The sequence below is a fragment of the Corynebacterium sp. HMSC076D02 genome (assembly GCF_001813815.1).
In the GTDB taxonomy this organism is placed as follows: domain Bacteria; phylum Actinomycetota; class Actinomycetes; order Mycobacteriales; family Mycobacteriaceae; genus Corynebacterium; species Corynebacterium simulans.
This window is the reverse complement of the sequence record NZ_KV814065.1, coordinates 131,910-157,998: the sequence shown is the minus strand read 5'-3', so window position 1 is coordinate 157,998 and position 26,089 is coordinate 131,910. Positions and strand designations below refer to the sequence as shown.

Below are 26,089 nucleotides of genomic sequence, written 5' to 3'. Positions count from 1 at the left end.
CGCCAACGCAGAACCAAGGGCTAAGAAAATCTAGGAATAGTCTTCTGCCAGTGGCACGGCGGACTGCCACAACTGTTCGTTGAGCTCCGCAGCGCTTTGACTTTGTTTGCCCAATGCTGGGTGCTCTGCTCCGGCAAGCGTTTCACCGCCGATGAGCCACTTCGTTACCGGCGTCCAACCATGCAGTGCACTGGCACACCAGGCTGGCAGCTGAAGAGCTTCCTCCACTGAAAGTTCCACTCGGCGCGGTTGATCAATAAGCCCCGCCTCGACGGTGGCGCGCACGGTGGTCGAGAGCAGAACTGAACCATGTGGGCCCATCACGAGACCCTTCTCATCTTTGAACACGATTGCCGCATTTGCGGCCTCATGGACAACCCCACGGGCCGAATGCAAAACCGCATCATCCGCACCATGGTCGCGGGCCTTTTGTCTTAGCTCCGCGAGCTTAGGCAAATCCGGGCCTTTAAGCAATGGATGCTCCCGCGGATCCACAGTCTCTGGAACCCACAACGTCGAGTGGGTGCGCAGGGCTGGGGCTAGACGCCATTCCACAGCATTTTCTGTAATTCGCGGAAACCATTGCCCCTCCTGCGGGATTTCGCCGAGTACTGGATAGCCATCGCCGAAACGTGTGCGGTGGAGGTCGGGGCGGATAGCGCGCCCTTCACGGACCAGAAAAGAATCCACCAGGCGGCAATCAACGTGATTCATCTATGGACTCCGAGCTTTCAGCATGTGGTTCCTTCCGCGCGTGAAGATCGCTTGGAGTCATGCCCAATTGATTAAACAGCGGGCGCGCTTTGACCATGGTTTCTTCCCACTCCGCGGAAGGCTCGCTTACAGCCAGCACTGCCCCGCCCACACCGTAATAAGCGCCGCGTTCGTTGCTGACCACTGAGCGAATCACCATGGAAAAATCCGCCGTACCGGTCAGCGAAAGGTAGCCAAAGGCGCCAGAGTAGACGCCGCGCCAGGTGTCCTCAAGCTCGTCAATTATCTGCATCGTGCGTTCTTTCGGCGCACCGGTCATGGAACCGCCGGGAAACGCGGCCTCAATCGCATCTATGGGGCTAGACTGCTGCTTCAGGCGCCCGGTTACCTCACACATGAGTTGATGCACCGTGGAATAAGAGTGCACCTGAAAACCATGGGGCACCCGCACATCGTCGCAGGCGCGGGCTATGTCGTGGCGGACCATGTCCACCACCATGAGCAGTTCCGATGTGGTCTTTTCTCCCCGGAGACTACGCGCATTCGCCGCATCTATTTCTGGGTCCGTATCGCGCGGGCTCGTTCCTTTAATTGGCGTCGAGGAAACGTTTCGCCATGCGTCAATGCTTAAGAATTGCTCCGGCGACGTCGATAGCAGCGCGTTGCCGGCAAACCCCAGGAAGCCGGTGCGCTTGCTCGGATTAGCCGCGCGCAGTTGGAGGAAGGTCTCCAAGGGATTTGGCACAGGTTCCAACTCAATGCGATTGGTCAGACACACCTCATAGGACTCGCCGCGCACCATATAGTCCTGAGCGGCAGCGATACGTTCTAGATATTCTTGTTCGCCGTGGACCAGCCGGCCAGGGCTTTGCCAGGGAGCTTGCGGTACCGAATCCGTGGCGAGCTTAAGCTGCCACTTGCTGTCGTCGGCGAAGCTTAAGAGGTGAGTTCTGCGCTGTTCATGGTCCACCACTATCGCCCGGTCGCAGAAAATAAACTCTGCATCTGGCCCCGGTGACCTATGCCTTTGGGACTGGGCGAAGCGCTGCTTTTCGACGCCGACTTCATAGCCGAGGTAGCCCACCCACCCTAGGGCGAAGTCGCAACCAGGAATCGGAGCGCCAACGCGCGCGGGGAGAACGTGGCGTTCATACTCGCGTTTAGCCACTTCGAAGAAGTCTTTGCCCGGCTGACAGTTATAGCTGAGATGTCGGGCCCTGTGACCAGAGTCATCGCCAAGAATGCTAAAGCGGCCAAAGTCGAGCCAAAAGGCATTTCCGGTCAGCGCACGAGCTGCATCTTCAAGTGAGACTTCTTTATCCACAGTGCGTACGCAGAAATACTGGCGTGCATAATAGCGTCTGGCAAGGCCGAGGAAATTCTCGATGAGCTGCGGGCCAGAATCAGTAAGCAGTGACTCCGGGTGGAATTGCACGCCCCACTGGGGTTTTGTGCGGTGTGCGATGGCCATTGTGAGCGTCGTGCCAAAAGTGTCGGCGCAGGTGGCGGTCACATCGAAGCATTCGGGAACACGGTGGGCCACCAGCGAGTGGTAACGCACCACGCGATGTGGGCTGGCAAGGCCTTCGAAGAGCCCAGAGCCATCGTGGTCTACTTCAGTAACAATACCGTGTGCCGGGGCGGAAGCCAGGCCCACTTCCCCACCTGCAAGGTGCACCATAGCTTGCATGCCAAGGCACACGCCGAGGATTGGGCCGGTGAATTCACGCAGCACATTGGCACTAATTCCCAAGTCGGCCGGATTGGCCGGGCTACCAGGCCCCGGCGAGATGATAGCGGCGTCGTAAAGCGCCAGATCAATGCGAGCCCACGGGATGTCATTCGGGACAACCGTGGGCTCACACCCGGTTACCCGCCGAACGTAGTCCACGAGGTTGAAGGTAAAAGAATCGTGGTTATCTACGATCAGCAGGTTCATAACCGGAATTTTATAGGCAGCAGATGCGCGGGGTAGCGCTTGGCTGTCTTAAACCATCTTCCAATCCTCAAGACCGTCGTAGAGCGGGTACTGCTCAGCGATCTTGGAAACGCGACCGCGCAGGGACTCAACATCAGTGTTCTTGCCCTGTGCGAGTGCGGTACCGATGATGTCAGCGACCTCTTCAAAGGCTGCTGCATCGAGGCCACGGGTGGCCAGCGCAGGGGTTCCGATACGCAGGCCGGAGGTGACCATCGGTGGGCGTGGATCGTTCGGCACAGCGTTGCGGTTGACGGTGATGCCAACCTCGTGCAGCAGATCCTCAGCCTGCTGGCCATCGAGCTCAGAGTTGCGCAGGTCTGCCAGAACCAGGTGGACATCGGTGCCGCCGGTCAGCACGTCAACGCCGGCTGCCTTGGCATCGGATGCGGTCAGGCGCTCAGCAAGGATGCGTGCGCCCTCGAGGGTGCGCTCCTGACGGTTCTTGAACTCCTCCGAAGCTGCAATCTTCAAAGCGATTGCCTTTGCAGCGATGACGTGCATCAGAGGGCCGCCCTGCTGACCTGGGAAGACGCTGGAGTTGAGCTTCTTAGCGTAGTCCTGCTTCGCCAGGATGAGGCCGGAGCGTGGGCCGCCCAGGGTCTTGTGAACCGTGGTGGAAACGACGTCAGCGTGCGGTACCGGAGAGGGATGCAGACCAGCAGCAACCAGACCTGCAAAGTGAGCCATATCGACCCACAGCTTTGCGCCGACCTCATCCGCGATGGAGCGGAAAGCAGCGAAGTCGAGAGTACGTGGGTACGCGGACCAACCGGCGATGATGACCTTCGGCTGCTCCTTGATAGCCTGCTCACGCAGCTTATCCATGTCGATACGCATGGTCTCTGGGTCGACCTCGTAAGCTGCGACGTCGTAAAGCTTGCCGGAGAAGTTCAGCTTCATGCCGTGGGTGAGGTGGCCGCCGTGTGCCAGGGACAGGCCCAGAATTTTATCGCCCGGCTCGGCGAGGCTGGACAGTACCGCAGCGTTAGCCTGAGCGCCGGAGTGTGGCTGCACGTTGGCGAAGTCAGCACCGAAGAGGCTCTTGGCACGCTCACGTGCCAGATCTTCGATGACATCAACGTGCTCGCAACCACCGTAGTAACGACGACCCGGGTAGCCCTCTGCGTACTTGTTGGTCAGAACGGAGCCCTGTGCCTGCAGAACGGCACGCGGAACAAAGTTCTCAGAGGCGATCATCTCGAGAGTCTCGCGCTGACGGGCGATTTCGCCGTTGATGGCGTTGAATACGTCCGGATCCAGCTCGCGCATCTCCTGATAGCGCACGTCTGCGGAATTATTGGCAGTCATGGAAGCGTTGATTCCCTTCTCGGTTGCTTAACTGGTCGTTTCAAACCTGCCCTACATATTAACTGCCACGCCCCCACGCGGGGGACGAAAGTACCATTTCATCCCCCAAGGTTTTCGCCAGGAAGAAATAAGGTGCGACAATGTGGCCATGGCGCGCGCAACCGATTCCAGTCCATACCTTGACTTCGACCGTGAAACCTGGCGCCAAAGGCGCTTGTCGATGCCCCAGGTTCTCACCGCTGCAGAAGTCGAGGCGCTTCGTGGTATCGGTGATCGCATCGACCTAGACGAGGTCGCTGACGTTTACTTGCCATTATCGCGTCTTATCCATCTGCAGGTAGCAGCCCGCCAGGAGCTCACGGCTGCTACGGAGGAATTCCTGGGAAACAGCGCAAACCACGTGCCCTTCGTCATCGGTGTCGCAGGCTCCGTTGCGGTAGGTAAGTCCACCACTGCCCGCGTTCTACAGCTGCTTCTGCAGCGCTGGGAGACCCACCCAAAAGTAGATCTAGTGACCACTGACGGATTCTTGTATCCGGCAAAGGTGCTCCATGAGCGCGGATTGATGCAGCGCAAAGGTTTTCCGGAATCCTACGACCGGCGCAAGCTCATGCGTTTTGTCACCGACGTGAAATCAGGCAAAGCGGAAGTCAAAGCGCCGGTCTATTCGCATATTTCCTACGACATCCTGCCTGACAAACATCAGGTGGTGCAAAGGCCCGACATCCTTATCCTAGAGGGCCTAAACGTCCTCCAGACTGGGCCTACCCTAATGGTCTCTGACCTTTTCGACTTCTCGGTCTACGTCGATGCGCGCGTCGATGACATTGAGCATTGGTACATCGAGCGCTTCCTGCAACTGCGGCATACCGCTTTCCGTGAGCCGGGCGCGCACTTTGCTGCCTATGCAGAGATGAACGATACGGAGGCCCGCGCGCAGGCTCGCGAGATTTGGCAGTCCATCAACCTGCCCAACTTGGTGGAAAACATTTTGCCCACCAAGCCGCGCGCTTCCCTGGTTTTGCGCAAGGGTTCCCACCACTTGGTGGAAAAGGTACGCATGCGCAAGCTCTAGTAAACGGGGGTTTCTAGGCGCGCAGATGAGGCCCTATTTGCCGAAGCGACGCGAACGCTGGGAGTAATCCCGCAGCGCGCGCAGGAAATCCACGCGGCGGAAAGCCGGCCAATAGGTATCGGTGAACCAGATTTCGGAATACGCCGCCTGCCACAGCAAGAAGCCGGAAAGACGCTGCTCACCAGAGGTACGGATGACAAGATCTGGGTCCGGAAGGCCCTTGGTATACAGGTGGCTCGTGATGGCCTCGGCGGTAACATTACCCGCGATTTCCTCCGCACTATGGCCTTTCCCGGCCTCGTCACGGATAAGGTTTTGCACCGCGTCGACGATTTCCTGACGCCCGCCATAGCCGACGGCGATGTTAACGATGACGCCCTTATTACTCTCAGTTGCCTGCGCTGCAAGGCGCATGCGCTCGGTGACCTTAGCCGGTAGGAGATCCAGATGGCCCACCAAGCGAATCTGACAGTCCAAGTCGCCCTTGGAAAGATGGGTGACAACGTCCGAGATGATGTCGAAGAGAAGCTGCACCTCTTGGGTGCTGCGCTTCAAGTTCTCCGTGGACAAAAGATAAATGGTGACGACCTCAATATCGGTGTCTTTGCACCATGAGATCATCTCGCTGATCTTCTTCGCACCTTGGCGGTGACCGTGGCTGATATCAGTGAATCCAGCCTCCCGCGCCCAGCGGCGGTTTCCGTCCGCCATGATGGCAACGTGCCGGGGCTGCGGGGTTCCCTTGATAGCGCGCGTGAGGCGAGCCTCATACAGGGGATAAAGCAACTGGCTGAGGAAGTTCACGGTTAGTCCTTAAAACACAATCCAAGACGAGGGACAGGCCGCAATTGACCTACAAGAAGGAGCGCTTGCTCTGGTCGAAGATGCCTGCTTCCTTCATCGCAGCGTCGACAGCCTGGTCATCGAAAGGGTCGATGCCGTGGTCTTGGGCGAACATGGTGCGACGACGAAAGCGCGAGTAACGACGGTGGAAATTCCACCCCGCAAACAAGACGGCTGCACCCATCAACGCCAAGATGAGAAGGCCAATTGGCGAGGCCTTGCCAAACTCAGGCCCCATCGGGCCTTCCTGGGCACCCTGGGCTAGGTAGTTAACTTGTGCGTGGACGTCACCTGCTGCAAGAATCAGCGAATCAAATGCGCTCATGCTTCTAAGACTCCCCTACTTCGGCAATTCCTGCAAATAAATCCGACTCCGGCAGCTCAGTAGCAACGCGGGTCTGCGCGAGCTCGAACTCCTCAGTGGGCCATAGGCGCTGCTGTACATCGACGCTCGTCGCCAAGAATGCTCCTGCCGGATCAATCTGGGTGGCATGCGCGCGCAGGGCATCCTCGCGATTTTGGAAGTAGTCCGCACACTCTACCTGCGTGGTAACGCGCGCCATGATGTCCCCAAAGGCCGTATCCCAGCGTGCCAGCATCGGGCCATAGGGGCTGGTCTTTCCCTCTTCTTCCAAAAGATCATGGAAGAGCTTCATGCGCTGGTAGACAAAGCCATGCGAGTAATAGAGCTTTTGCGGCGTATAAGGTTCGCCCAGTTCTGGGTGGTAGGAAGGATCTCCGGCCTTTTCCCAGGCGATGATGGAAGCTCGATGGACCATCAGGTGGTCTGGATGCGGATAGCCGCCAATCTCGTCATAAGTGACGATGACCTGGGGACGGAACTCACGAATGGTTTTCACGAACTCTTGCGCTACTTCATCGTCTGGAATAAGTGCGAAGCAACCTTCCGGCAGCAGATTTTTTAGATCCGGATCGAATGGATCACCGCCTGGCAGGCCGGAATCGACATGCCCCAGCCAGCGGTGCTCTACGCCCAAGGCTGCGGCGGCCTTCGCCATCTCTTCGCGGCGAATCTCGCCCATGTTTTCTTTCACACCCGGCTTATCCATCGCTGGGTTGATGACGTCACCGCGCTCGCCGCCGGTACAGGTCAGCACCAGAACCTCGGCACCTTCAGCCGCATATTTCGCAGTGGTTGCAGCGCCCTTGGAAGATTCGTCATCTGGGTGCGCGTGAATGGCTAGTAGGCGCTTGTCGCTCATAGTAGGGTTCATCTCCTCTAGCGCTGAATTTCGGAACAGAGGTCCATCCTAGTGGATAGTTTGAAAATCTTGACTGTTGGTTAGACTAAGATTCATGACTTCCGCCGGTACCCCTCGTTCAGGTGCTCGCTACGGTGCCCGCCCCACGGCAGACAGCTCTGCGAATAATACCTCGAGCATTACAAACAAAGCCATCGTTTTGGTCTTCGCCGCCATGTTTATTGCCGCGATTATCTATGGCGTGCAGTACTTCCAGAAGCAGGAGAAGGTCAACGCGGACATCTCCTACGTCACCCACGAAGTTCTTTCCGACGATTCCACCCGTGTGTGGGCGGATGTCACCCGCAACCACATCGATGAAGACGCATACTGCATCGTGCAGGCCTTCGATTACTCCAAGGCAGAGGTCGGACGCCGTGAGTTCGCGGTCCCGGCCGGCGGCCCGAAAACCCAGCGCATTGCTGTCGACGTCCCCACTAATCACCGCGCAGTAGCCGGTGGCGTTTATGGTTGCTCGGGAAATATTCCTTCCTACTTGGATATGGAACACCCTGACTACGTTGAGCAGTCCAGCAACTAAATAGCTTTATCGATCTATAACGCTAGGTTCTACCCAATCACATAGCCACTCAGGTGCAAGTGTCACACTATTGGCGACGTCGTCAGCTCAGCGACCTTCATCATCGGGTCGGTGCCCGTTTTCTATCTAGGTTGATCAAGGTGAGCACCGTCTTCTTCTTGCTCGATATCTCGGCGATAGCCGCCCGCCCCGCAAATCGCCTGCGAATTCACCCCTTAAGCGCGGAGCCTTACGCGCTAGTCGACGCCGTGGCAGACGCAGCGCATGTGCTAGGATTTGTAGCGCTTAGGACAGGTCGCGGCTGCAAATCGCAGTTTTGGAGCTGACCTTATCCATATAATTTTCATTTCTTCACCCCCGCTTTACGGAAGGTTGCACTATGGCTGAGCAGCAGAAGCAATACATCACCCCGGAGACCAAGGCCAAGCTTGAAGCTGAGCTGCAGGCTCTCATCGACCACCGCCCGGTCGTTGCTGCCGAGATTAACGAGCGCCGCGAAGAGGGTGACCTGAAGGAGAACGCAGGCTACGACGCAGCCCGCGAGATGCAGGACCAGGAAGAGGCCCGCATCAAGCAAATCTCTGAGGTTCTGGCTAACTCCACCACTGAGCGCACTGCCGTTCAGGAGGGCGTTGCAACCGTCGGCTCCGTTGTTCACGTTTACTACAACGGCGACAAGGAAGATAAGGAAACCTTCCTTATCGGTACCCGCGCTGCCGCTTCCGATAACAAGGACCTGGAGACCTACTCTGAGCAGTCCCCGCTGGGCGCTGCACTGATTGGCGCTCAGGAGGGTGAGACCCGCGAGTACACCGCACCAAATGGCAAGACCATTTCGGTCACGGTGGAATCCGCAGCGCCGTATGATTCAGCTAAGGCCGCAACTCCGCGCGAGTCCTAATTTTCTTTTCTTTTATTTCAATTCATTCTGGAGAAAGAGCACCCATGAAGAAGTTCTCCCGCTTCGCAACTGCTGGTTTGGTTTTCGCTGCAGGCCTGTCCCTGGCAGCTTGCCACCCACCGAACCAGCAGGATTCCACCAGCGAGAAGATCGATAACGCCTCCACCTACACCGGCAAGGCTCCAAAGCCAGCTGAGTCCGGCTCCCAGTCCGAGGCTTCCGCTACCCAGGCTCCTGAGGCTGAGGCTACCGGCGCAGAAGCAACCGGTGCTGAGGCTACTGGTGCTGAGGCCGCCAGCTCCGAGGCTCCTGCCGCTGGCGACCCGAACGTAGTTGTTGAGACCCAGGTAGTTCCGGCTCAGTAAACATCGCGGCTGATGCTGCGCACCAAGCAGCAGCTAGCAATCACTAGCAGTAAAGCGTCCAGGCATTCCACCTGGGCGCTTTACTCATTCTTCGACAATCGACTTAACTTTCTTCGCGGGCCCAGGCACCAATGACACCCGGCAACGCTGCCGGTGGCTCACCGAGCAGATCACGACGGTTGGGATCGCGTTCGACTTTGCTGGTCACCGATTTGATACGCCGATCTTGCCCGCCGCTCCGGCCGGCGCCTGCCATCAACGGCATCATTCGGCCACCCATCGCGCCGCGTGTATTGCCCGCACCCCGGGCCGAATTAACGCCCACTGCGGCGGTACCTGCAGTAATACCCGGACCGCCTACTCCACCAGCACCCAATGCGCCTGTGCGTACACTCGGCGCCGCGGTTGACCCTGCCGAGCCTGCCAGCCCGGCGCCGCCAATGCCTCCCGTGCCGCCAACTCCACCGGCGCTAAAAGCTCCGCCTGGTCCAACAGCGCCAAGACGTCCCGCTCCATGGCCGCCGGCGTTAGATACTCCAAGGCCCAGCCCTTGTCCACGACCCAGGCTTTGCCCCTTCGCTGAAGCACTACCTGCAAGAGCCGGTGCGCCGCCAAGGGCTCCCATCATCGGACCAGTACCTGCACCAGAACCAAGACCACCGGTAGCTCCCGCACCTGCGGTCATAGTCGCTGGGCTTAAGGTCGCACCGCTACCGGAAGCCAGCGATGGCGCCCCGCCAAGAGCACCCGCTCCTACACCAGGGCCCATGCCCATACCGGCGCCCGCACCTCCTGGCGCAACAGGAGCAAGATTGACACTTGCTCCCCTAGTGCCGACATCACCGGCAGCGATCGGGTTGAAGCCTCCCGCGCCTAGTTCCGCAAGTGTATTCCGACCATTGGTGACCAAGTCATTATTGAATTGCTGGATGGCGGCATCGCTCATGCCTAAGCCCTCAAGGCCTTCTACCTTGCCATTTACGATTCCAAAAGAACCCGGCCCCAATTCTCCCCGTGAGATCGCTTCAGCGATATGCTTCGGCCACGCTACGTTGGCGGTGCTATAACGCTGCCCGCTCCCGCTTACTCCGCCGAAGTTGGTGCTCACGTCACCACCGCCTGAAGGCGGCATCGTGGTCATCAGTGGATGCTGGAACGGCATCGCGGCGACCACTTGGGTTTGGAGTGCGCTTTGCATAAATGCCAGGCCTGCCTGCTCGGCAGCCTTGCGTGCTGCTGGATCAGGAATCGCCATCGCGGACATGGCCAAGCCCATCGCCTTTGGCTGCGACGCCATCAGATTGGCTTGGAAGCCGAAAAGTTTCTGGCTCATCACCTCAGCATTAGCAATGAAGTGACTACCCGATTCCGCCACAGTCCGGATCTTTTGTGCTGCCCGCGCGGTTGCTTCACTATCATTTTCGGATTCCAGCGAAGAAGCCGCCTCATTCAATCCGTCCACAATCGCCGCAACTTCAGTAGACAACGTCCGCCACCGCGAGTTCGTCTCCGAAACACTCCAGATCTTGGTATTCAACAAGTCCATCGCCAGCCCCAACAAGTCAGAACCAACATTGACCACCGGCATCACGAAGCCAAAAGGGCTATAGCCCGGGTCAGGCTGATTCATCACCGGCATCGCCTCACCCGCTACCGAGCCGCCTGCATCGGCGATGTCCAAACCACGACTATTAGCCAAGTCTTGAGATTCAAAGCCGTGAGCTTCAGCCATAAGCGTCTTAGCCAACCACTGAACTTGTTCGTTGAAGCTACGAAGCGAGTTACTGGCTGAGCCAGGATCTGTAGCAATCACTCGCTGATGAATCGCCCCCACATCACCTACCCCATTGACGCTGGAGAAGCTTCCATCGATAGGTGATTTCGCGGATTCCGCAGCCCGCCGCATTTGCCGAGATAGTTCATCTATTCGATATTGTGTCGTAATTAAGCCGTCAATCGAAATTTGCACTGGTCCCCCTAGTTCAGAGCTAATCGATAAGTTTCTTAAGCACTAATTCTGCTTGTCTACAATTTTCCCTATTGTCTTCTTGCAATTTGGTGTCCCCAAAACTGATGCTAACCATCCCCCTGACCGTGTTGACATTGACGGTGCAATAGAGATCACTACCGAACTCGTTTTCAAATGCGATAACGGGCAATTCACGACCACGATAGATTTCCGATTGCCCTAGAGGAACTTCAACCTCGTCGTACGAAGACGAACTCGAAGACAACGAAATCATGGCTTCACTGCCGGATACGCTCTGCCCCCGGAAACTGCAGCTAGTCATGTCCGTAAACCTAAGTGTCCGTGCGGTTCTTTTCCCTAGTCCCACATCCTCGAGTTTCTGCTGAGGAATTTCAAGGCAAGGATCAAATAGATCGAAATCTGGGTCGGTGCGATCGAAATTGCCGAATGGTGGCAGAACGCCGTTCCCCTCCCACTCTGCGGTGATGCTGGAATCCGCACCAGCATCACCGCTGTCGCTCGTGTCATTGGAATCCTTGAAGCCCCCATCCCCGGTAGCCTCCACAGCATCCCCCGGATTGTCGGCGTCTTCTGCCGCCTTTTCCATACTTGTGCCGACGGTATCCCCAGCCTCCTGAACGGAATCTGGCTGGTTTTCCTTCGCGCTCCATGGAGCAAGGTCAATAGCGCAGGCCGTCAGCACCCCCATGCTGACAATCAGCGCTACAACAATCCCCTGCTGCTTCATGACTACCCTTCATCAGACTTCAATGACGAGCCGGAGGCCGCTGTTATGGCTGCTAGCCGCTGGCTGCCTCCCGCAAATAGGATGCACGAATCTGCGCGACCTGTCGCGCCAAGATGTGAATTGGGTCAACTTCGGGGCGTCTTCTACGGCATAAAGATGCCTTGCCTAAACCTCACAATGGGAAAATATTTCCTGCTCAAATCATATGAAAAGGCTGTAAAAGAGTTGGAAGAACCATAAACTCTCAACCATTTATTGATTCCCCCATTTCTACACCCGAATTACAAAAGTGTGAGTTATCAAACTTAAGCCTCCAGTTGCGCATAAAAGAACCCCCAGCCGTCAAGGACTCACCTTGGAGGCTGGGGGCTAAGTAAAGCTGTTTAATCCAGAACGTCGTTAGCGGTTCTGGATGTAGGACAGCAGGCGCAGAATCTCGGTGTAGAGCCAGACCAAGGTCACGGTCAGGCCAAGGGCTACACCCCAAGCGGTCTTGCTCGGTGCACCCATGCGGATCAGACGATCTGCATGGTCAAAGTCCGTCAAGAAGGACATTGCAGCCAAGACAATGCAGACCAGGGAGAAGATAATGGAGATAACGCCACCATCGCGCAGCGGATTGAAGTCGAAGAAGATTGCGGTCAGGAAGTTGCCCAGTGCCAGAACAGCCACACCTGCAATCAGACCAAACATAATCTTGTTGAACTTCGGAGTGACCTTAACCGCGCCGGTCTTATAAACAACGAGCATGCCGATAAAGACGCCAACGGTACCCATGATTGCCTGACCGATCAGAGCCATGCCATCGGAGCCAGCAACATTGACACCAGCGAAAAGCAGCGAGAAACCGCCGACGAACAGTCCGTCGAGAACCGCGTAGGAGATGGTCAGAGGTGCAGAGCCAAACTTCTTACTGAAAGCTGCGATTAGGGTTACGACGAAGCTGCCGATGCCGCCCACGATGGTCAGAATCAGCGAAAGACCGTAGCTCACCTGAACACCGATGAAGAAGTTGACGACGGCCATGACGATCAGCACAGCAAGCGTGATGCCCGTCTTCGTAACGACGTCGTCAACAGTCATCGGACGCTCGGCAGACTGGCCACGGCCCTGCTGATCAAACGGGTTTACGTTTTGGTCGGCAGCATACGGATTGTTTCCGCCGTACTGCGAGGTCGAACCCTGACTCTTAGTCAAGGTGTTCATTACCGGATTGCTAGAACGCATTAAGTTCCCGATTCCTTTCACTGGATTAGTCGCTGGGGGCAACGGGCCCAGCCTAACAGCATCAACTAACTGATGGGCTGGAGAATTATTTGAAGATTTCACTAAGTTCAACGCTTTTGATTCGAATTAAGTTCCCGAAGCAAAGCCTTTCGCTGAACTATTCAAAAATCAGCTGTCGGTACCCAGCGGTATCTCTCCAGATGCGGTGGAATTTGAGCTCCTCCGCTTAATGCGAGCTATTTAGAACGCAATGCGCAATTAGATTATCGATACGTCGGACATCAATCTTCTTGCCCAACTTAATCTTGAGATGCCCCGCTCGCGTCCACAGCTCGACTTCCGCATTGAAATCAATTCTTCCCGCATTTTCAGTGGACCACATGTTGATAGCGGAGTAAGGAATTGAGTAGATTTCTACCTTCTTGCCGGTCAACCCCTGCGCATCGCGGATAATAAGGCGCTTTGAGGTAAAAATCGCAGAGTCGCGGAAAGTCTTATACGCAGCATGCGGCTGTTCACCCGCAATCAGCAATTCCGTAACATCGTTTGGAATTGGGACTTCTTCAAAGAAAGTCCACTCAGTAATAGGAGCGGTCTCCATTTTCTTCCTTGCTTTTGAAAGGACCAATAATTTGTGAATCGGCGGAGCTATCCCCATAAAAGGTCACGTAACCGCCTCGTCTAACTCTAATAGCGGTTACATGACATTTTCCGAGAAAACTAGTTCACCCACCGCAATTTCGTTTCCATAGCGGCACACTTGTCCCGGTGGTGACAGTCAGACAGCAAAAAGCCTATAAACGAGTCCAGCAATGCCGCGGCTGACCATCGAAATTTCGAACCAGGCGATACGCGAAATCTTCTCAAAAGTAGATGATGCGCCATATATTTTTGGCCACTACTCCTCTTTCGTGACGCCAACGTTTTCAATTGTTCTTGGCAACTAATCGCGACCGTTTCTCGCGGTCTCATTCGGGTTCACTCAAGGACTTGAGACCTTGGTTTTCTTTCTCACCCTTCTCTCCAAAGGAGTCTTGCAATGACTACTCCCGCCACTGGTCCAGAAAACACTGGATCCCAGAACAGCCCTCAGATGGCGTACCCAGCGCAAAGCGCGGCGACGCCTGCCGAGGCTCCCAAAGGCCGCAACACTCGGCATCATCGCGGTAATCATGTTCATCGCAGCGATTGGCTCCAGCATCAATGAGGCAACCGGCGGCGACACCACTGTCTCCAACAATGCGGATGGCGAGTCCGCAGATGACCGCACCGTCAACACATTCGACACCATGGCTGTTTTGGAAAACCGCTTCGACAACACCAGCCCCCTGTACCAAGGTGGCACCGCTACCGGCGATCTTGCATTCGCTGTTCCGGCTGACACGGCAGACCAGGGCGTTCTCGCAGTTCGCCCGGACATGCTCGCAGGCAAGGAATTCATCGCACTGCAGTAGTGTCCATACCGTCACGGGTTTGAGTGAACCCTAGCTTTAGGCTCGGCCTTTCAAGGCTGGGCTTTTCGCGTTCTTTCTGGGTTTCTAGATAGCAATTCCGCTTATTATGAGCTGTGACAGCTGTAAAACGTCGCTGACAGCTGAGGAATGGAGTTTGCCATCTAGTTTTACCGTCTGGGTATGTGCCGTCAGCGGCCCTTGAGCGTGTGCCTGCAGCTGCCGCAAGCCCATGACCAAGGCATAAATAAAAGCCTCAAACCACCATCCAAAAGGAATGCTGCCTCGAGACTTCACACGGTGCCCCCACTGGGACTCGAACCCAGACTGAATTGATTTTAAGTCAACTGCCTCTGCCGATTGGGCTATGGGGGCTTGGTGCGGTTCTATTTTAAGCCACCCCGTCAGCACTGCTGCGCAATGGGGTGGCTTCAATGCGAATCGCTAGAGGTCAGCGGCGATGCCCGCGACGATTCCGTCGAGGATATCCTTCTCGCTGATAAAGAATGAAGAGGCGTCGCTGTTGCGCTCAATCATCTTGATGATGCCCTCGACAGCCACCGAGCCACCGCCGATTACGTCAGCGCGGCCTGGGTGGATGACTGGATTGAGCGCACGGGTGGCCGAAGGCTTCCCCATCAGCTGGCGCGTGAGCACTCGCAGCGCATCAAAACGCAGCTCGGAGCCATGGATTGCATCGGGGTCATAGCTTTCCAGGCCTTGTGCCAAAGCAGACAGCGTGGTGAAGGTACCCGCGCAGCCAACGAAAGTCTTGGCCGAGGAAATCGGCACAATCTTTTCAACTTCCTGCATGCGCTCTTCCACGTAGTCTTCCGCGATTTCGATCTCAGAATCCGTTGGAGGATCTGTGCGCATGATGCGCTCTGTCAGGCGCACGCAGCCCATCTGCGCGGAATGCGCGCCGAGAATGTCACCGTCGATAGTTCCGACGACGAATTCCGTCGAGCCGCCGCCTAAGTCGATAACGCAGTATGGCCCGCGCTCAGAACGCAGGTCCGCCACTGCCCCCTTGAAGGACAGCAGAGCTTCTTCTTCACCGGTGATGACCTCAGCCTTGGCACCGGATTCGATCTGGCCCAGCAGCTGCGCCGTCATTTCGAAGAACTCGTCCTGGTTCTTCGCATCGCGGGTAGCAGACGTTGCCACCATGCGTACGCGCTGAACCTTCTCAAACTTCATCTGCTTTACGTAGCCCTCCAGCGCCACGCGGGTGCGCTCAAGGGCCTCTGGTGCAAACTCGCCCGTGGCATCTACGCCCTGCCCCAGACGCACGATTTCCATGGTGCGGACGATATCGCGAATCTTGCCGTCAGCTTGTACTTCACTAATGAGCAGACGAATCGAGTTGGTGCCGCAATCCACCGCAGCGACGCGAGTCATGTAATACCTGCCTTCTTGGTCTCAGCCTTACCTGGAAATACTATTCAGCGTTAGAGAAATCGAACTGGCTCAGATCAATGCCCAGGTCGTTGACGCTCGGCCAGTCCTCCGGAATTGCGGTACCGCGCAAGCGACCATGGTCCGCAGCCATCGCCACCGCTTCGGTGCCTAGACGGAAATGCTGTGGTCCTTCAGCCAGCGCATAAGCAATCAGCACGTGCAGGCACTTCACGCGATCTGGCATACCCCCACCTGAGAAAGTGGTACCTAGGTCTTCAATAGCGTTGCGCTTCTCCAAGAAGTACTCATGGGCACGCTCGTAATCTTCTGCCAGCTCTTTATCTTCAGCTAGGCGGGCCTCCATCCACTTCATCACGTGCGCAACCTCAAGGCGGGAAGCCTCAGCGGTAAGACGTGGGTCGGTCAGATAGTACAACGTAGGAAATGGAGTTCCATCCGGTAGCTTCGGCGCCGTCTTCACCACAGCCGGCTGGCCATCTGGAGTGCGGTAAGCGATGTCGAGCACTCCGCGGGGCGCGCGGCCGAGTTGCTCTTTAACGATTTCTAGGTCTGCATCATTGACGGTCATGGCAGCTATTGTCTCATGCCGCAGCGCATTTGCGGTGCATAGGATTCACCGCGCCTTCATAAAGGCTTTTAGCCGGGCTAATTACGGTACGCGTTACTGGGCAGCTGGCGGGTTTTCAGGGCCCGCGCTTGGCGACGCCGGGGTTACCGGCAGGCTGCCCGGGTTTGCGTTGGTCGAGCCCGTGGCGCTGACGTCTTCATCTTCTGCGATGGAGCCCCACAGGATTTCGTACCACGGACGCTCATCGACGTCGTCAAGCTTGTTCGTGGTGACCGTGCTGTCCGGATTCATTCGGCGATCCATGATGCGATAAGCGGTCTCGCCCTCCGCGATGACGCCGAAGCGGCGGCGCGCTTCCTGCTCGAGGTAATCCTCCGACTTGTATTTATCGATCTCGTTGAGAAGCTCTTCTTTTTGGGCCTGCTTAGCAGCGATGGAATGTTGCAGGCGCGCAGTTTCAGAGCGTACGTGGTAGTAATTACGCAGCGGCACGGCGATGGTCAGCAACACGATGAGGACCACCACGAGGATGACGCTGAGACCAACAATGTCCATACGGCCCATGCGTTCGCCGCGTGCCTTCTGTGTTTTCTTGGTTTTGGCTGCAGCCTCTCGCTGGGTAGCAGCGCGCGAGACCACGGGGACGGTGGTCCGGGATTTCTTCGAAGTGTGGTTCTCGCGTGCCATAGGGTTTCTATCCTAGCGGCGCGAGCTTATTGAAACGGGTGACGCGCGTGTGAATGAAGTAAATTCTCACAAATTAAAAGGCCGCCTTCTCAAAGCCCCCGCCACCTACGTTTGAAAACCAAGGGTAGGTAGCGAGGGACCTTGAAGAGGCGACCTAACTAAAACCAGCGCGAGGGGTTTAGCCCTGGAAACGCGGGAACGCGGAGCGGCCTGCGTAGACTGCACCGGAGCCCAACTCCTGCTCGATGCGCAGCAGCTGGTTGTACTTAGCAACGCGCTCGGAACGAGCCGGGGCGCCGGTCTTGATCTGGCCACAGTTCAGAGCAACTGCGAGGTCAGCGATGGTGGTGTCCTCGGTCTCGCCGGAGCGGTGGGACATCATGGTGCGGTAGCCGTTGCGGTGCGCGAGCTCGACTGCGTCGAAGGTCTCGGTCAAGGTGCCGATCTGGTTGACCTTAACGAGCAGTGCGTTAGCAGCCTTCTTCTCGATACCCTCGGCCAGGCGTGCCGGGTTGGTGACGAAGAAGTCGTCGCCAACAATCTGAACCTTGTCACCGATGGTCTCGGTGAGCTTGGTGTAGCCCTCCCAGTCATCTTCCTGCAGCGGATCCTCGATGGAGACGATTGGGTATTCCGAGATGAGTTCCTCGTAGACCTTGGCCATCTCCTCGGCGGTGTGCTCGCCGCCTTCGAAGTGGTACTTGCCATCCTTGAAGAACTCAGAGGAAGCAACGTCAAGAGCCAGGGCGATATCCTTGCCTGGCTCGAAGCCAGCCTTCTTGATTGCCTCGACGATAAGATCGAGTGCAGCCTTGGTGGACTCAGCCTCTGGAGCGAAGCCGCCCTCGTCGCCCAGGCCGGTGGATAGGCCCTTGGACTTAATAACGGACTTCAGGGAGTGGTAAACCTCAGCACCCATGCGCAGTGCCTCAGCGAAGGACTCGGCGCCGATAGGAGCAATCATGAACTCCTGTACGTCAACACCGGAGTCAGCGTGTGCGCCGCCGTTGACGATGTTCATCATCGGAACCGGCAGGACGTGTGCGTTCGGGCCGCCGATGTAGCGGTAGAGCGGCAGGCCAGCGGACTCTGCAGCGGCCTTCGCGGTAGCGATGGAAACACCGAGGATTGCGTTTGCACCAAGGCGGGACTTGTTTTCGGTTCCATCGAGCGCGATAAGCGCCTGGTCGAGCAGGCGCTGATCGTCTGCCTCGAAGCCGGCGATCTCATCGACGATTTCCTCATTGATGTTTTCAACGGCCTTGAGAACGCCCTTGCCCAGGTAGCGGTCACCACCATCGCGAAGCTCATGAGCCTCGTGCACACCGGTGGAAGCACCGGAAGGGACGCCGGCTACGCCGCGTGCTCCGTCATCAAGGAAAACCTCGGCCTCGACGGTCGGGTTACCGCGAGAATCAAGAATCTCTCGAGCAAATACGTGGATGATGTCAGCCATGCTGCTTTCACTCCTATTGAGCCAAATTGATTTGATATGAGATTCGGGTTCCTTGCCCCAAATCACCTGAAGACAATTGTTCCAGAAAACTTCGGACGGTGTCGGGCACTATGTCACATACTTGCCTAAAAAGTTGGCTTTTCTAAGAAGAAGCAGGCTGCGGAATCGAATATGAGTTGGCAGCAGCGGCAACGCGTTCCAGATAGTCCCTGGACTGGTTGTAATTGAGGATGCCAGCCTCCCAGTCTTCAGACTTGTCCATGTTGCGCCCGCCGAAGCAAAGCAAGGCCGCCGCGCCGAGGGCGGCATCATCGATCTGATTGGGATCTGCTACTCCATCACCGTTGGCATCGCGGCCCACGTGGGACCACGAGGAAGGAATGAACTGCAACGGCCCGACGGCGCGATCAAACTCAGCGTCGCCATCGATTTGGCCATCATCCGTGTCCGGGGTATGAGCGGTACCGTTCGAGCCGTCGAGAGCAATGCCGATAATCGGCGGATCTGGGTACCCATTTTCATCCAGCTTGGAGGGGCGCAGCCAATTGCCGTTGTAGGTGCCATGGCGGGTTTCTACCCAACCCAGACCGGCCAGAGTATTCCATCGCAGGTTGCATTCAGGCCACGCATCGCGGGCGATGAGCTCGGCGTTGCCATAAGCACGTAGCGCCTGGCCGGAGATTCCTGTCTGCGATTCCAACTGGGAGGACCAATAAGAAAGCTTGTCCGCGGTGCGCCCTTCCGAATGAACGTCAATGTTAGGAACTTCCATGCCAGCAATCGGCGGCATCGCCTGCGGAACGGGCCGCAGCGGTTTCAAGGTTGCAGGCTTGCCTAGGGCAGAAAGCACCCAGCCCACGAGAGAAACCACAACGACGACAGCGAGGACTGCGGCCAGGCCGCAGCCCCCGAGTTTCCGCAGCCGCTTAGTCATGAATGCCAATCATAATGACTCCCCTAGCCACTTCCCGAACTGACACTACGGCCCCCGCTTCCCTTCCAGAAATTTAACAGTAAGCAACAAGAAGTTATGTCAGGCCTTTCACTACTGCACCATCTTTAACATTTTGCGCTACAGTAACAAGGTCAGGTTTCACGCCTGTCCCTGCACCGCACACCTTAAAAAGGAGCCTTTCTATGTCCCTTCGCCGTTACGCCGCTACCGCCGTCGCAGCGCTTAGCCTTTCCCTCGCCGCCCCAGCTGCCGCACAGGCTCAAGACCTCAGCTTCTTGGGCGACCTTAACAATGTCGCCACGCAGCTCATTAGCGGCGCCGACTGCGGCACCGTTCGCACCACGTTGACTGTCATCGATCAAAACACCGAGGGCGTGCTCTTTAACGAGAACACCACCCGCAACCAGCTCGCTCACAACCTGCAGAACCTTGGCGGCAACGCGAACGCACAGGTCTCCCCGCTGACCATCGCTGCCGTGAAGTACTCCGGGCTAACCGCAGACCGCGCACTAGCCTGCGGCATCGTCAAGCAGGACAACATCCTCACTGGCGGTACTGGCTTGTCCTCCAAGATCTCGGATTACGCTCCGATGCTCTCTTCCATGCTGAACCTACCGAAGCTCTAAAGAACTCCAGAAGAATTTCCGGCTAGTCCAAGGCCTGCGACTTTTCGCGGGCCTTTCCTTCTGCCCACAGCTGCTCCTGCCGCTCAATCGCAACAAGCTCATTCGTTCCATCAAAGAGATAGGGCGCACGGGAGCGCAGCTTCGCCACGAAGGAATCCGCGACGTCGTCAAGCGTGAATGCTCCGCGCCGCGAGGCTAGCTCGGCGTGGAAGAGAACTTGTAGCAGGACGTCGCCAAGCTCGCCGCGCATATGCTCATCGCCGGCCTGGGAGCGCACCGATTCGGCAAATTCTGCGGATTCTTCGGCGAGAAAAGGCAACAAACTTTCGTGAGTTTGGGCACGCTCCCACTCGCCAATCCGCACCGCCTGGGCCATTGCAGTACGCGCTTGAAACATCGGATCTTTGCGCGACTCTGCTTCGATGAGACGCTCGCCAGCTTCCAGCCTTGCAACGACTTCCGGCTCGTGCGCATCAGTGGAAACCAGCAGGCCAACGCCCAATGGGTCCTCTCCTTTTAGGAGATCGCTAAAGTTCCATCGCACGCGCACTGGAACCTCACCGGTGAAGCTAACAGGGCCCAAAAGCGCCCCATGTGCCTCCATCGGAATCAGCGTGGGCCAGCGTTCATCGAGCAACAGAACAGTCATGGCCACAAAGTATAGGGCAGTTTAGTAATCAGGTTTTAAATGCTGACTTCGCTCCGTGGCTTTTGCGGGGTATTTTAGTCGCATGACCTCCACTACTTCCTCCCCGGCGAACGCCGAGTCATCGGGTAATCACACGGTGACTCTGTGGACTCTCGTCGCCTTGATTATCGGCTCCACCGTGGGCAGTGGAATATTCTCGCTTCCTCAAAACATCGCCTCGGTTGCAGGTCCCGGCGCAATGCTCATCGGTTGGCTCATCGCCGGCGTGGGCATGCTCTCTGTCGCGTTCGTGTTCCAGTACTTGGCGCACCGCAAGCCGCACCTCGACTCCGGCGTGTATTCCTACGCCCGCGCGGGCCTGGGTGATTTCATCGGCTTTACCGCAGGCTGGGGCTACTGGATTGGCTCCGTAATCGCGCAGGTGGGGTATGCCACGCTCTTCTTTAACACCGCGGGCCACTATGTGCCGCTTTTCGACGCCGATCATCGCTGGGCCTCCGCCATCGCAGTGTCGGTAATGTCCTGGGCCATTTTTGCAGTTTTGGCGCGCGGCATTAAGCAGGCCGCTGTGATGAACATGGTGACCTCGATTGCCAAGATCGTCCCTATCTTGGCTTTCGTAGTCTTCATCGTGTTCCTCGGCTTTAGCTGGGACAAGTTCACCTTTGATTTCTGGGGCAAGGACTCCGGCTCAACCGTCTCTGAGCAGATTCAGGGCATCATGCTCTACACCGTGTGGGTATTCATCGGTGTGGAGGGCGCCTCCGTCTACTCCAAGCAGGCCCGCTCCCGCAAGGACGTCGGCCGTGCCACCGTCATCGGTTTCTTCTCCGTGCTGGCGCTTTTGGTTTCGGTCTCCACCTTGTCATTCGGAGTGCTCTCCCAAGCTGAACTGGCAGCATTGCCGGATAACTCCATGGCTTCCGTATTAGAAGCTGTCGTAGGCCCATGGGGCGCGGCTTTTATCTCCATAGGTCTCTGCCTTTCGGTGCTCGGCGCTTACGTGTCTTGGCAGATGCTGTGTGCTGAGCCCATCGTAATGATGGCTACCGACGGCCTGCTGCCTCGCAAGATCGGCACCATCAACGTGGCCGGCGCCCCATGGGTAGCGCAGCTTATCTCCACCTCTGTTATCCAGGTCTTCATCATCGTCTTCTTCTTCAATGAGACTTCATATAACGCCATGGTGCAGCTGGCCACCATCATGTACCTACTGCCTTATATCTTCACCTCGCTCTACCTACTTTTACTGGGTATCCGCGGCACGGGCCTTTCGCACCCGCACGCAGGTGTGAAGTTCGATCTTTCGGGCCCGGAAATCTCGAAGCGGGAAAACCGCCGTCACATCGTCATTGGCGCCATCGCATTCGTTTACTCGCTGTGGCTTATCTACGCCGCCGACCTGGTTTATGTCTTGCTCGGTGCGCTCGCTGTTATTCCAGGTCTTATCCCTTACGTGGGAACGCGCCTGTACAAGAAGGAGCGAGTCTTCAACTCCTTCGAGTGGTGTGTCGTGGCCATCGTCTTCATCGGCGCAATCGCCGCTCTGTGGGGACTAGCAAGCGGCAAGCTCTCTCTTTAAGGATAACTGCATAGATAAAGACTCCCTACCGGCTCGGCTTCACGCTGGGCCCGTAGGGAGTACTTTTCTGCTAGGACAGTGCTCTGCAGGTGAAATAGGGTCTTACTGGCTTACAGAGATCACATTCTTCCCGCCGACCTTTGCGCCGGTGACATCGATCTTGTCCAGTTCGAACATGGCGGAAAAGAAATCCGCCATCCACTGCAGCAGCTCGATATCCCGCAACTTCGGGGAGGTGACGTTGCGGCCCGCCTTGGGGAACCCCAGCTGAATAGCCTTCGCCGCGGCGCGGTAATTGGAGCCCGGGTAAAGGCGCTTCAAACGCACCTGCTTCGAATCCGCCAAATCCACTGGGTGGACCTTAATGCGGGTTCCCTGCACCGCAATATCGCCCACGCCTGCCCGGCGCGCCTGGTGACGCAGTCGAGCGACGGCCAGCAAACGGGTAACTGGCTCCGGCAGTGGGCCGTAGCGGTCCTCCATCTCTTCCACTGCCAGCTGCAGATCGTTATTGTCCTTCGAGGCCGCGAGCTTGCGGTAGACCTCCAGGCGCAGGCGCTCGGAGTTGATGTAATCCTCAGGGATGTGGGCGTCGACTGGCAGGTCGATGCGGATCTCCTTCGGTCCCTCGTCGGTGGCCTTCGGAACCTCGCCACGGGCAAGGGCCTTGAAGGTCTCCACTGCCTCCCCGACCAAGCGGACGTATAGGTCGAAGCCGACACCCGCGATATGACCGGACTGCTGCGCGCCCAAGACGTTGCCGGCACCGCGCATCTCCAAGTCCTTCATCGCCACGGCCATGCCGGCGCCCAGATCATTGTTCTGGGCGATGGTAGCCAGGCGGTCATAGGAGGTCTCGGTCAGCGTGGCGCCCTTCGGGTACAGGAAGTAGGCATAGCCGCGCTCACGGGAACGACCCACGCGCCCGCGCAGCTGGTGGAGCTGAGACAGGCCCATGTGGTGCGCGTTTTCCACGATGAGCGTATTAGCATTAGCGATGTCCAGGCCGGTTTCCACGATCGTGGTACAAACCAGGACGTCGTACTCGCGGTCCCAGAAGCCCTGCACCGTCCGTTCGAGGGCTTCCTCATTCATCTGGCCGTGCGCCACGACGATGCGCGCCTCCGGCACGAGATCGCGGAGCTCGCGGGCTTTCTTTTCAATGTCAGAGACCTTGTTGTGGATGAAGAAGGTCTGGCCGTCTCGCAGCAGCTCGCGGCGGATCGCCGCAGCAATCTGCTTGTCCTCGTAAGCACCCACGTAAGTCAGGACCGGATGGCGGTCTTCCGGCGGGGTCAGGATGGTAGACATCTCGCGGATGCCCGCCATGGACATCTCGAGGGTGCGCGGAATTGGGGTCGCAGACATCGTCAGCACGTCAACGGAGGCTTTAAGCGCCTTGATATGTTCCTTATGCTCCACGCCAAAGCGCTGCTCCTCGTCTACAACGATTAGCCCTAGGTTCTTCCAATGCACACCTGTTTGCAGCAGGCGATGCGTTCCGATGACGATATCGACGGAACCGTCTGCCAAGCCGGAGACAATCTCCTTGGCTTCCTTGGTAGAAGTAAAGCGCGAAAGCACCTGAATATTGACCGGGAAACCGGTCATGCGCTCGCGGAAGGTATCGGCATGCTGTTGCGCCAGCAAGGTGGTCGGCACCAGAACCGCCACCTGCATTCCGTCCTGCACTGCCTTGAAGGCTGCGCGCACCGCTACCTCGGTCTTGCCATAGCCCACATCGCCGACGACGACGCGGTCCATCGGCACGCTGGATTCCATATCCTGCTTCACAGAGTCGATGGCCATCATCTGATCTTCAGTCTCGACGTACGGGAAGTTATCTTCCATCTCCGCCTGCCACGGGTTATCCGGCGCAAACTGGTGTCCCGGCGCGGCTTGGCGCTTGGCATAAAGCTCCACCAGCTCGCCCGCGATTTCGCGGACTGCGGCGCGGGCTTTCTTCTTGGTGTTCTTCCAGTCCGAGCCGCCCATCTTGGACAGCGTCGGCTTCTCGCCGCCGGTGTACTTGGAGAGCAGATCCAGCGAGTCCATCGGGACCCAGAGCTGATCGGCCGGCTGACCGCGCTTCGAGGAGGCGTACTCCAGCACGATGTACTCACGTCGGGAGGTTTCATCACCCGACTGAATCGTGCGCTCGGCCATCTTGAGGAAGCGGCCGATGCCGTGGGTTTCATGCACCACGTAGTCGCCCTGTTTGAGCGCCAGCGGATCGACGCGGTTGCGGCGCTTAGCTGGGCGTCGCTTAGCGCCAGCGATGTCGCCCACGCGGTTACCCGTCAGGTCGGTCTCCGTAATGACAACCAACGGGAGCTGTTCTTTCTGCGAGCCGCCGGCGCTGCGGGCTTTCGGGAATACCAAGCCCGCATGTGAAAGCGCCTGATACAAAGTGACCTCGCCAGGCGTCGGCTCCCAGCCAGGAGTCGCGACCTTGGTGCGAATCCCCTTCTCGGCAAAGCGTTCCACCATGCGCTTGATGGCACCCTGAGCCGGCGCGATAAACGCCGCACGGCCGCCGTCGCGGGTATGCGCGAGCAGCTGCGCCATCATGGCGTCGATTTCCTTAATGTCACCACGCGGCGTCGGGCCGGGCTCGTATTCCAGCGGCAGGGTCTGCGCCTCATCCGCCATGAACATTCCAGGAGGAGCAAAGGTCCACAGCGGCAAACTCGCGTTAGCGCACGTCGCTTCCAAAGACTCGTAGGAACGGTAGCTAGCGGCCTCGGTGTCCAGGCCTTCAGCGGTCAAAGGACCATCCGCCCCCATGGCAGCGGCTTCCCAACCGGCAGCCAAGAATTCCGCGTCCGTGGACTCTAGATCCGCAATACGGGTGCGAATCTTTTCCGGCGCGACCAGCAGCACGTGGGTACCCTCAGGCATGAATTCGGGAAGGGTGACCAGCGGGGCGTCGCTAAGCACCGCCAGCAGCGCCTCCATGCCGTCGGCCGGAATATGCTCACCGACCTTGGTCAAAAGCTCCACGAGGGCAGCATTGCCCGGGTGCTGCAGGGCAAGGTCTTGGGCACGCTTGGCGACGTCGTCAGTAATCGGAAGCTCACGCGCCGGGAAGATGTCCACCGCGCCGACCTCAATCTCTGGAATCGCGCGCTGATCAGCGACGGAAAATTGCCTGATATCGGTAATTTCATCGCCCCAGAATTCCACACGCACCGGGTAATCGAGCGTCGTGGGAAAGACGTCCAAGATGCCGCCGCGAACGGCATACTCGCCGCGCTTGGCCACCATGTCCACGTGCTTGTAGGCACGAAACTCCAGCTGGGAGACGATGGCCTCGAGCTCGATTTCCATGTCCTCGGCCAGGCTGATCGGACTGCGGCCTTCCACGTTTTTCAAGATCGGTTGGCTATATCCACGCGCTGCCGTGACGACGACGCGCAGCTTGCCTTCTGCAATGCGGTGCAGCACCTGCGCGCGGCGGCCCACGATATCCGCGCCGGGCGAAAGGCGTTCGTGTGGAAGGGTTTCCCAGGCCGGGAACTGGGCAACCTTGTCCCCCATCATCGCGGTTAACTCCGCGGTGAGGTCCTCGGCCTCACGGCCGGTGGCGGTAACGACGAGAACGGGCGCCTGATTCGCCAGAGTGCCGATAGCCCAGGGGCGCGCTTGGTCGATGCCGGTGATGTGCAGGTGTGGCTCGCCTACCTGGGTGGCAAGCCCTTTGAGTTTCGGGTCGGAAGCCGCGACCTTGAGTAGTCCGGCGAGCATCGGCGTTGCCAC

At 57.7% G+C, this 26,089-nt stretch carries 24 protein-coding genes and 1 tRNA gene; 7 read left to right on the top strand and 18 right to left on the bottom strand.

The window, feature by feature from the left end; translation table 11 throughout:
- Window positions 1-30 precede the first annotated feature (30 nt).
- From HMPREF2935_RS08615 to glyA, 3 genes are read right to left on the bottom strand one after another with little or no spacing between them, the layout of a single operon-like run.
- Window positions 31-714 (bottom strand): aminotransferase class IV, encoded by a 684-nt coding sequence (locus tag HMPREF2935_RS08615; RefSeq protein ID WP_070732810.1) that lies wholly within the window; start codon window positions 712-714, stop codon window positions 31-33.
- Complete coding sequence (locus HMPREF2935_RS08610) at window positions 701-2,653, bottom strand: chorismate-binding protein (protein ID WP_070732809.1); 1,953 nt, start codon at window positions 2,651-2,653, stop codon at window positions 701-703. Before HMPREF2935_RS08610 ends, HMPREF2935_RS08615 begins: the two co-directional genes overlap by 14 nt.
- Before the next feature lie 48 nt (window positions 2,654-2,701).
- Window positions 2,702-4,003, bottom strand: coding sequence for a serine hydroxymethyltransferase (glyA, locus tag HMPREF2935_RS08605; protein ID WP_070732807.1), 1,302 nt, complete (start codon window positions 4,001-4,003; stop codon window positions 2,702-2,704).
- 148 nt (window positions 4,004-4,151) lie between these two features.
- On the opposite strand from glyA, the gene coaA reads away from it, so the two are divergent.
- A complete protein-coding gene (gene coaA, locus HMPREF2935_RS08600; RefSeq protein WP_070732991.1) occupies window positions 4,152-5,078 on the top strand; it encodes a type I pantothenate kinase in 927 nt (308 codons plus the stop codon).
- Window positions 5,079-5,111: 33 nt separating this feature from the next.
- Here the strand turns inward: coaA and HMPREF2935_RS08595 are convergent, their stop codons facing one another.
- Genes HMPREF2935_RS08595 through mca form a run of 3 tightly spaced genes read right to left on the bottom strand, consistent with a single transcriptional unit; the run spans window position 5,112 to window position 7,144 of the window.
- Window positions 5,112-5,882: an isoprenyl transferase gene (locus HMPREF2935_RS08595; protein WP_070732805.1), complete on the bottom strand. Its 771-nt coding sequence runs from the start codon at window positions 5,880-5,882 to the stop codon at window positions 5,112-5,114.
- 49 nt (window positions 5,883-5,931) lie between these two features.
- Window positions 5,932-6,246, bottom strand: a complete 315-nt coding sequence (locus tag HMPREF2935_RS08590) for a hypothetical protein (protein WP_061921590.1) — start codon at window positions 6,244-6,246, stop codon at window positions 5,932-5,934.
- A gap of 4 nt (window positions 6,247-6,250) precedes the next feature.
- Window positions 6,251-7,144: a mycothiol conjugate amidase Mca gene (gene mca, locus HMPREF2935_RS08585; protein ID WP_062041415.1), complete on the bottom strand. Its 894-nt coding sequence runs from the start codon at window positions 7,142-7,144 to the stop codon at window positions 6,251-6,253.
- A gap of 94 nt (window positions 7,145-7,238) precedes the next feature.
- Between mca and HMPREF2935_RS08580 the strand changes: the two genes are divergently transcribed.
- The 3 genes from HMPREF2935_RS08580 (at window position 7,239) to HMPREF2935_RS08570 (ending at window position 8,990) form a co-directional block, all read left to right on the top strand.
- Complete coding sequence (locus tag HMPREF2935_RS08580) at window positions 7,239-7,724, top strand: DUF4307 domain-containing protein (RefSeq protein ID WP_062035526.1); 486 nt, start codon at window positions 7,239-7,241, stop codon at window positions 7,722-7,724.
- A gap of 379 nt (window positions 7,725-8,103) precedes the next feature.
- A complete protein-coding gene (greA, locus tag HMPREF2935_RS08575; RefSeq protein WP_061921580.1) occupies window positions 8,104-8,625 on the top strand; it encodes a transcription elongation factor GreA in 522 nt (173 codons plus the stop codon).
- Window positions 8,626-8,669: 44 nt separating this feature from the next.
- Entirely contained in the window at window positions 8,670-8,990 is a 321-nt protein-coding gene (locus tag HMPREF2935_RS08570; RefSeq protein ID WP_061921577.1) for a hypothetical protein, read from the top strand.
- A 103-nt stretch (window positions 8,991-9,093) separates the two neighbouring features.
- Here HMPREF2935_RS08570 and HMPREF2935_RS08565 read toward each other — a convergent pair whose 3' ends face one another.
- The 4 genes from HMPREF2935_RS08565 to HMPREF2935_RS08550 all read right to left on the bottom strand — a co-directional run bounded on the left by HMPREF2935_RS08565 (window position 9,094) and on the right by HMPREF2935_RS08550 (window position 13,535).
- The gene (locus HMPREF2935_RS08565; RefSeq protein ID WP_246817814.1) at window positions 9,094-10,722 is read right to left on the bottom strand and encodes a hypothetical protein; all 1,629 of its coding nucleotides are present in this window, start codon (window positions 10,720-10,722) and stop codon (window positions 9,094-9,096) included.
- Between the two features lie 256 nt (window positions 10,723-10,978).
- Entirely contained in the window at window positions 10,979-11,707 is a 729-nt protein-coding gene (locus HMPREF2935_RS08560) for a DUF3558 family protein (RefSeq protein ID WP_070732803.1), read from the bottom strand.
- A gap of 399 nt (window positions 11,708-12,106) precedes the next feature.
- A complete protein-coding gene (locus tag HMPREF2935_RS08555) occupies window positions 12,107-12,934 on the bottom strand; it encodes a Bax inhibitor-1/YccA family protein (protein WP_061921565.1) in 828 nt (275 codons plus the stop codon).
- Window positions 12,935-13,160: 226 nt separating this feature from the next.
- The gene (locus HMPREF2935_RS08550) at window positions 13,161-13,535 is read right to left on the bottom strand and encodes a PH domain-containing protein (protein ID WP_061921563.1); all 375 of its coding nucleotides are present in this window, start codon (window positions 13,533-13,535) and stop codon (window positions 13,161-13,163) included.
- A gap of 571 nt (window positions 13,536-14,106) precedes the next feature.
- On the opposite strand from HMPREF2935_RS08550, the gene HMPREF2935_RS08545 reads away from it, so the two are divergent.
- Complete coding sequence (locus HMPREF2935_RS08545) at window positions 14,107-14,388, top strand: hypothetical protein (RefSeq protein ID WP_061921560.1); 282 nt, start codon at window positions 14,107-14,109, stop codon at window positions 14,386-14,388.
- 298 nt (window positions 14,389-14,686) lie between these two features.
- Here HMPREF2935_RS08545 and HMPREF2935_RS08540 read toward each other — a convergent pair.
- From HMPREF2935_RS08540 to HMPREF2935_RS08515, 6 genes are all read right to left on the bottom strand, one after another.
- Window positions 14,687-14,760: transfer RNA gene (locus HMPREF2935_RS08540), tRNA-Leu, on the bottom strand.
- 69 nt (window positions 14,761-14,829) lie between these two features.
- Complete coding sequence (locus HMPREF2935_RS08535; protein ID WP_062035531.1) at window positions 14,830-15,786, bottom strand: Ppx/GppA phosphatase family protein; 957 nt, start codon at window positions 15,784-15,786, stop codon at window positions 14,830-14,832.
- Window positions 15,787-15,826: 40 nt separating this feature from the next.
- A complete protein-coding gene (locus HMPREF2935_RS08530; RefSeq protein WP_062035532.1) occupies window positions 15,827-16,375 on the bottom strand; it encodes a DUF501 domain-containing protein in 549 nt (182 codons plus the stop codon).
- A gap of 93 nt (window positions 16,376-16,468) precedes the next feature.
- Entirely contained in the window at window positions 16,469-17,062 is a 594-nt protein-coding gene (locus HMPREF2935_RS08525) for a septum formation initiator family protein (RefSeq protein ID WP_062041428.1), read from the bottom strand.
- A gap of 178 nt (window positions 17,063-17,240) precedes the next feature.
- Window positions 17,241-18,518: a phosphopyruvate hydratase gene (gene eno, locus HMPREF2935_RS08520; protein ID WP_061921551.1), complete on the bottom strand. Its 1,278-nt coding sequence runs from the start codon at window positions 18,516-18,518 to the stop codon at window positions 17,241-17,243.
- Between the two features lie 142 nt (window positions 18,519-18,660).
- Window positions 18,661-19,452: a lysozyme family protein gene (locus tag HMPREF2935_RS08515; RefSeq protein ID WP_062035534.1), complete on the bottom strand. Its 792-nt coding sequence runs from the start codon at window positions 19,450-19,452 to the stop codon at window positions 18,661-18,663.
- 203 nt (window positions 19,453-19,655) lie between these two features.
- On the opposite strand from HMPREF2935_RS08515, the gene HMPREF2935_RS08510 reads away from it, so the two are divergent.
- Entirely contained in the window at window positions 19,656-20,099 is a 444-nt protein-coding gene (locus HMPREF2935_RS08510) for a hypothetical protein (RefSeq protein WP_061921545.1), read from the top strand.
- Between the two features lie 22 nt (window positions 20,100-20,121).
- Here the strand turns inward: HMPREF2935_RS08510 and HMPREF2935_RS08505 are convergent, their stop codons facing one another.
- Complete coding sequence (locus HMPREF2935_RS08505; protein ID WP_062041431.1) at window positions 20,122-20,748, bottom strand: MazG nucleotide pyrophosphohydrolase domain-containing protein; 627 nt, start codon at window positions 20,746-20,748, stop codon at window positions 20,122-20,124.
- Between the two features lie 82 nt (window positions 20,749-20,830).
- Here HMPREF2935_RS08505 and HMPREF2935_RS08500 point away from each other — a divergent pair, with 82 nt between their 5' ends.
- Window positions 20,831-22,330, top strand: coding sequence for an amino acid permease (locus tag HMPREF2935_RS08500; protein ID WP_062041434.1), 1,500 nt, complete (start codon window positions 20,831-20,833; stop codon window positions 22,328-22,330).
- A 102-nt stretch (window positions 22,331-22,432) separates the two neighbouring features.
- Here the strand turns inward: HMPREF2935_RS08500 and mfd are convergent, their stop codons facing one another.
- Window positions 22,433-26,077, bottom strand: a complete 3,645-nt coding sequence (mfd, locus tag HMPREF2935_RS08495) for a transcription-repair coupling factor (RefSeq protein ID WP_070732987.1) — start codon at window positions 26,075-26,077, stop codon at window positions 22,433-22,435.
- Window positions 26,078-26,089 lie beyond the last annotated feature (12 nt).

What these genes read in the sequence shown, in the direction of transcription:
- HMPREF2935_RS08525 (WP_062041428.1), bottom strand. Translation starts at nt 17,062, where the DNA reads ATGGCACGCGAGAACCACACTTCGAAGAAATCCCGGACCACCGTCCCC.
- glyA (WP_070732807.1), bottom strand. Translation starts at nt 4,003, where the DNA reads ATGACTGCCAATAATTCCGCAGACGTGCGCTATCAGGAGATGCGCGAG.
- HMPREF2935_RS08610 (WP_070732809.1), bottom strand. Translation starts at nt 2,653, where the DNA reads ATGAACCTGCTGATCGTAGATAACCACGATTCTTTTACCTTCAACCTC.
- HMPREF2935_RS08580 (WP_062035526.1), top strand. Translation starts at nt 7,239, where the DNA reads ATGACTTCCGCCGGTACCCCTCGTTCAGGTGCTCGCTACGGTGCCCGC.
- HMPREF2935_RS08500 (WP_062041434.1), top strand. Translation starts at nt 20,831, where the DNA reads ATGACCTCCACTACTTCCTCCCCGGCGAACGCCGAGTCATCGGGTAAT.
- HMPREF2935_RS08615 (WP_070732810.1), bottom strand. Translation starts at nt 714, where the DNA reads ATGAATCACGTTGATTGCCGCCTGGTGGATTCTTTTCTGGTCCGTGAA.
- greA (WP_061921580.1), top strand. Translation starts at nt 8,104, where the DNA reads ATGGCTGAGCAGCAGAAGCAATACATCACCCCGGAGACCAAGGCCAAG.
- HMPREF2935_RS08570 (WP_061921577.1), top strand. Translation starts at nt 8,670, where the DNA reads ATGAAGAAGTTCTCCCGCTTCGCAACTGCTGGTTTGGTTTTCGCTGCA.
- mca (WP_062041415.1), bottom strand. Translation starts at nt 7,144, where the DNA reads ATGAGCGACAAGCGCCTACTAGCCATTCACGCGCACCCAGATGACGAA.
- HMPREF2935_RS08550 (WP_061921563.1), bottom strand. Translation starts at nt 13,535, where the DNA reads ATGGAGACCGCTCCTATTACTGAGTGGACTTTCTTTGAAGAAGTCCCA.
- coaA (WP_070732991.1), top strand. Translation starts at nt 4,152, where the DNA reads ATGGCGCGCGCAACCGATTCCAGTCCATACCTTGACTTCGACCGTGAA.
- HMPREF2935_RS08565 (WP_246817814.1), bottom strand. Translation starts at nt 10,722, where the DNA reads ATGGCTGAAGCTCACGGCTTTGAATCTCAAGACTTGGCTAATAGTCGT.
- HMPREF2935_RS08505 (WP_062041431.1), bottom strand. Translation starts at nt 20,748, where the DNA reads ATGACTGTTCTGTTGCTCGATGAACGCTGGCCCACGCTGATTCCGATG.
- HMPREF2935_RS08555 (WP_061921565.1), bottom strand. Translation starts at nt 12,934, where the DNA reads ATGCGTTCTAGCAATCCGGTAATGAACACCTTGACTAAGAGTCAGGGT.
- HMPREF2935_RS08560 (WP_070732803.1), bottom strand. Translation starts at nt 11,707, where the DNA reads ATGAAGCAGCAGGGGATTGTTGTAGCGCTGATTGTCAGCATGGGGGTG.
- HMPREF2935_RS08545 (WP_061921560.1), top strand. Translation starts at nt 14,107, where the DNA reads ATGTTCATCGCAGCGATTGGCTCCAGCATCAATGAGGCAACCGGCGGC.
- HMPREF2935_RS08530 (WP_062035532.1), bottom strand. Translation starts at nt 16,375, where the DNA reads ATGACCGTCAATGATGCAGACCTAGAAATCGTTAAAGAGCAACTCGGC.
- HMPREF2935_RS08590 (WP_061921590.1), bottom strand. Translation starts at nt 6,246, where the DNA reads ATGAGCGCATTTGATTCGCTGATTCTTGCAGCAGGTGACGTCCACGCA.
- eno (WP_061921551.1), bottom strand. Translation starts at nt 18,518, where the DNA reads ATGGCTGACATCATCCACGTATTTGCTCGAGAGATTCTTGATTCTCGC.
- HMPREF2935_RS08515 (WP_062035534.1), bottom strand. Translation starts at nt 19,452, where the DNA reads ATGACTAAGCGGCTGCGGAAACTCGGGGGCTGCGGCCTGGCCGCAGTC.
- HMPREF2935_RS08535 (WP_062035531.1), bottom strand. Translation starts at nt 15,786, where the DNA reads ATGACTCGCGTCGCTGCGGTGGATTGCGGCACCAACTCGATTCGTCTG.
- HMPREF2935_RS08510 (WP_061921545.1), top strand. Translation starts at nt 19,656, where the DNA reads ATGTCCCTTCGCCGTTACGCCGCTACCGCCGTCGCAGCGCTTAGCCTT.
- mfd (WP_070732987.1), bottom strand. Translation starts at nt 26,077, where the DNA reads ATGCTCGCCGGACTACTCAAGGTCGCGGCTTCCGACCCGAAACTCAAA.